Source organism: Luteibacter sp. P4_E6 (genome assembly GCF_056401535.1).
The window spans coordinates 1-4,367 of sequence record NZ_JBFUJE010000333.1 but is presented as its reverse complement, the minus strand read 5'-3'; the positions used below and the strand labels follow the sequence as shown (position 1 = coordinate 4,367).

At 58.0% G+C, this 4,367-nt stretch carries 5 protein-coding genes; 2 read left to right on the top strand and 3 right to left on the bottom strand.

The features are described from left to right. Positions 1 to 264 precede the first annotated feature (264 nt). Positions 265 to 825 (top strand): sce7726 family protein, encoded by a 561-nt coding sequence (locus AC1DT2_RS16630; RefSeq protein WP_477297540.1) that lies wholly within the window; start codon positions 265 to 267, stop codon positions 823 to 825. Here AC1DT2_RS16630 and AC1DT2_RS16625 read toward each other — a convergent pair. Next, the gene (locus AC1DT2_RS16625; RefSeq protein WP_477297539.1) at positions 822 to 1,844 is read right to left on the bottom strand and encodes a beta family protein; all 1,023 of its coding nucleotides are present in this window, start codon (positions 1,842 to 1,844) and stop codon (positions 822 to 824) included. The two genes, AC1DT2_RS16630 and AC1DT2_RS16625, sit on opposite strands and share 4 nt — an antisense overlap. Positions 1,845 to 2,353: 509 nt before the next feature. Between AC1DT2_RS16625 and AC1DT2_RS16620 the strand changes: the two genes are divergently transcribed. Then, on the top strand, positions 2,354 to 2,569 hold the full coding sequence (locus tag AC1DT2_RS16620; protein ID WP_477297537.1) for a glutathionylspermidine synthase family protein: 216 nt from the start codon (positions 2,354 to 2,356) through the stop codon (positions 2,567 to 2,569). A gap of 37 nt (positions 2,570 to 2,606) precedes the next feature. Here AC1DT2_RS16620 and AC1DT2_RS16615 read toward each other — a convergent pair whose 3' ends face one another. Both AC1DT2_RS16615 and AC1DT2_RS16610 read right to left on the bottom strand, forming a co-directional pair. Beyond that, positions 2,607 to 3,221, bottom strand: a complete 615-nt coding sequence (locus AC1DT2_RS16615) for a hypothetical protein (RefSeq protein WP_477297535.1) — start codon at positions 3,219 to 3,221, stop codon at positions 2,607 to 2,609. A 12-nt stretch (positions 3,222 to 3,233) separates the two neighbouring features. Beyond that, entirely contained in the window at positions 3,234 to 4,262 is a 1,029-nt protein-coding gene (locus tag AC1DT2_RS16610; RefSeq protein ID WP_477297533.1) for an ImmA/IrrE family metallo-endopeptidase, read from the bottom strand. Positions 4,263 to 4,367: the final 105 nt, after the last annotated feature.

The following is a 4,367-nucleotide window of genomic DNA, read 5'->3' as shown; positions in this document are numbered from 1 at the left end:
GCTGTATAAGTGTCCGGGTGAGCCGCTTCGGTTGACCAAATAAGTTCCGGAATACTTGGGACTGGTTGATTCCAACCTCGGCTGCGATGGCGCTACTACTGTTTAACCCCATGGTCGCAAAGCGGCGTCGCAAATCCTGCGCTAGGCCGACCGGATCGACGGGGGTAGCTCGACGGGTTCGCATATATGCAAATTTACCATATATGCATACAGATTTGCACCAAGCACTGGTATGATGTCGGCGTGCCTGCGGGATGCTCGAATATGCTTGAAGCCGATATCAAAATCGCTCTGAAAGCTCACCTTTCAGACCGCTCCCCAACGCCCCCGCTTCGATTTATCGAAGAGTTCAAGCTCGAACGCGGCTTGGGTCGCGCCGACGTCGTTGAGATCGGCGAATTTCATTGCTATGAGATCAAGAGCGACGCTGACTCTCTTGGCCGGCTTATCGCTCAAGGCTCGCGTTACACCAAGACCTTCAAGAAAGTTACGTTGGTGACTGCGGAGCGCCACTTGGAGCGCGCGATGCCTCTCCTGCCTGAGTGGTGGGGCGTGATCGTCATCCCCATCACTGCCGATGGGAAGTTCCGTCACTTGCGCCCGGCACGCGCTAATCGTGGCCAAGACGCTTACAACCTTGCGGCCACCTTGCTCCGCGACGAATGCCTCTCCCTCATCCGAGGGCTCGGGCACGAACGTGGCTGGAAGACGAAAAGTCTCTACGACATGCAAGCGTTCCTCGCAGGGCAATTGCACTTGGCTGAGTTGGCATCTCTGGTCCCTCAACACATCGCCCGCCGCTTCGAAAGTCCCGCACTCTGCTAATACTGAGCTTTCACCAAGTACGTGATGTGTATCGTCCACGCTTCGGTGATATGGGCATTTCCTCCCTTCTTCTTAGATAAGGGCAACGAAGGATCGACGCGGTCAGCAATCATCGTGTCGCCGTGCGAGTAGCCCTTCTTCCTAAACTCCGCCTGGTGCACGGTGGTCATCAGGACGCTGATGGCAATCGATTGACCTTTGGTCTTGTCCGTGCCCCGAATGATCCGCCAACTATTATCGAGCGCGTACTTGATCGTCGCCTTTCCCCCCCGCCGCGTTAATTGGATCTCTTCCCACTTGGGGCTCAGGATCCCGTAATCGGCAAAGCCAATGTTTACGCTGGGAATTAAGGGAACCAAGCTCGTCCATAGCACCCAGTCGTCACGATCGATGAGCTTTGAGCCCTTGATCGACTGAAGATCGGATGGAAATGCACCCGACGCCACGGTGACCATATTGAAGCCGAGCGCCGCGCAGCCGGCGATGAACGAGGCGAACGACGAGCGCTCATTGCTCGTAAGCGTCGGCGTCGTGCCCATGTCGACCAGAAGCACCACTGATTCCGCCGCGATGCCCAAAATTTGAAGCGCCTGTTGGATCATCGCCAGGGCTGCGGCGTCCGAACCAGACTGCCTTGTACGCAGTCGCAGGCCGACGCGGTGGCGTTTCTTAAGAATTGAGGCGACTGCCGTCCCTCCCAACCGAAGCACATCTGGCGGTCCGAACACCGGGATAACCGACKAGTCATCGGCCGGTAGCTGCTTTAAGAACGTAGACAACTCCTTGAAGCGCGAAGCCGTGAGAGTTCCCGAGGGGTCCGCGTAGTCCACGAGCACCAAGCGTGGCCACACCGTGGCGAGGTGCTTGATGAGCGCGTCGTGTTGCGAGCTATCCCGGATTTCTAAGCACGGCAGTATACGATCTGCGACCGGCTTCTCTAATGCGGCCAGTGCACTCCGTTCATACTGCTGCCACTTAATGATTGGAACGTACGGCGGTCGCGCGTCTGTACTACTCATTGCATCCTCCCCCTAGAGGTGATCTGAACATGCTCGCCGCGCCGATGCGTAAGTTATCGACCGTGCGACCAGAGGAGCACCGGGGGATGCGTTGGTACGCGTGGATCAATCCCACAGGGCGGCGGGGCGCATCCTGAACGCATTTGAGGCAGATGTCTGTAGGTGAAGTCCTACACATTCTAGGCACGTGACTCAACATACCTACGGTAGATGGCCATCAATTGGCGCGGGCACGCCTCGGCGGCCGACGGTCTGCGCGATCGACTCGTGCACAGCATCCGCGGACTCGCGCTCAAACGGGGGTACAACCATCATGCTGCGCCGCTAACTGCCAGTGCCTGCCTGCTGCCTCGCCCGTGAAAGCTCGCGTGGTGGGCGCCTAGGGAAAGACGCAGTTCACGCCGTGATGTCCGTGATCAAGATTCCTGGCGTCGATGGTCACCGCGCGCCGGGTCGCAGGCTTTATGATCCTCGTATTGCACTGATACGATCGCTTCCAAAGATTTTGGATGCATACCCCTGTGCAACGCGCATCGCTAACCCCAAGACCTGACTGGCAGTCTTCCGTGGAGGCGCTTGGTTTCGGCTTCCATACGATCGACGGCCAGGCCTACTGGCGTGAGGATGCGTGCTACGTATTCGACGAAGCCGCCGTGGATACGCTCGAAGCGGCGACAGCCGCGCATGCTTACGGCGCGCGCAGGCGAGCTCAACAACACAGCTGATAGACGATGGTGACTCCGAGCTGGGATCAGAACGCCCTCATGGCACGCCGCAATAGTATCCGAGCGTACGAGCAATCAGTTCGTTCACATAGCTCGAGAGGCCTTCCACGACACTGTCTTTGGTTGCCGGCGCCGTACGCCCAAACGCCAGACTCAAGCTCATATCGGCATCGGGACAGCTCCGAATTTTCGCTGAGATCCGCGAAAAGTCCTCAATGCTTAGAATCCTGAGGATCGCGTGCTCCAAGGCTCGGATTCGAGGCCAGGCGGAAGCTGCGTCAGGTACCGTGGCGAGCGTCGCGAGAGCGCGCTTATCGCCGGTCAGCAGTTGGGACGATTGATCCATCAGCAAAGCGGCAAAGAGCACCTGTTCGCCGGTATCGATGCCAGGAATTTGCAGCGAAAGAACGAGGTTGGCAGCCTCGGGGCTCAGTTGAACTTCCTTCGCTTTCGCAAGAAAGGATTCGGCAGCAGCGACGGCGGCTTCCGTTCCAAGTTTCGCCACTGCGGCAGGTTTGCCGATCCTGAGCTGGAACCTTAGTTGTGGCAATACGGCGACGTCCGACGCGAGGCATCCATACGAATGGACGAGTTCATCGACCAGGCCGTACTGACAACACTTCCTCGCTACATCGCTGTCAAGCAACACCATGAGCAACCCTCCTTAGTCTTGGAATCCTTGGGCGGCTAGCAGGTACTCGCGATTTTCTTCGCTGAGCCTATCCAGCTGCGCATAGCTGACCAAGGCATTCTTGATCAGCTCCAGCGCACCTCCTGAGTCGGGGTAGTACTCAATCGCTTGACTCGCTAAGGGCCACTGCGAGCGCTCTTGCGCAAACGACAGTATGAGATGGCCCGGGTCGATCCTCAACGCCTGACCAAGCTGGAAGGCTTCACCAGCTAGAGTCGTCGATGTGTGATGTTCGTTTAAGCGGACGGCTTGTGCGGTCGCGCCGCGCCGGATAAGTGCCAGGGCGTACGCGTCCGCTTGGGCTTCCTCGCTGTCAAGCGATGTCGCCGGCGTCGTAATCGCGTTGGACACGCTGACGATGTCCTCGTCGATCAGGATGCTGCCTTCGCCGACGTGGCCGCACTGTATGTGCCCGAGTTCATGGGCAAGAACGAACAACTGTCTCGACCGTTGTTGGTGCTTAAGACCAAGAACGATGACGGGACGTCCATCCACAACGGTGGCCATACCGGTTAACCGTTTGCACCCGCGCGGCAGCTCGCTTAAGAACAATACAGGGATGCCGTGCTCCCAGAGCACCGCCAATAACCGGGAGAAATCCACTACCGCATCGGGGCCCGCGACAAGTTCCGCAAGCTCTACGGCACTTTTCGGCAGCGGTCGATAGGTTTCGGATGATGCGAAGGCGCCGAGTCTGGCGAGCGCGAGTCCGATGTTGGCGGCGACTTGAAGCTCTTCCTGTCGCGTGCCTGCGCGATGTTTGAATCGACGTGGCCCGGGTCGGGTTCCAACGGCAATCGTCCCATCCTCGACAAACGAAACCTCTAGGCCAAGACGTTGCTGCAAGATCATCGCGAACTGAAGCGAGCCTGCGCTGGTGCCTAAGAGTGCGTTATCCCACCAATCGGGCAGCAATCGCTCGACGAAAGTTCGGGGGAAGCCATGCTCCTTAARCACAGCGTAGGCGCGAGTGGCCGTTAGCGGATGTGATGTCGTTGTCATGGGCCTGATCCTTTTCGCAATTGCCGTCGCAACGACCTCACTTGAGTTTGGCTTGATGAATTGATCGGAGCATAGCCGCAATCAATTCAGCATGTCGTTCAGTCC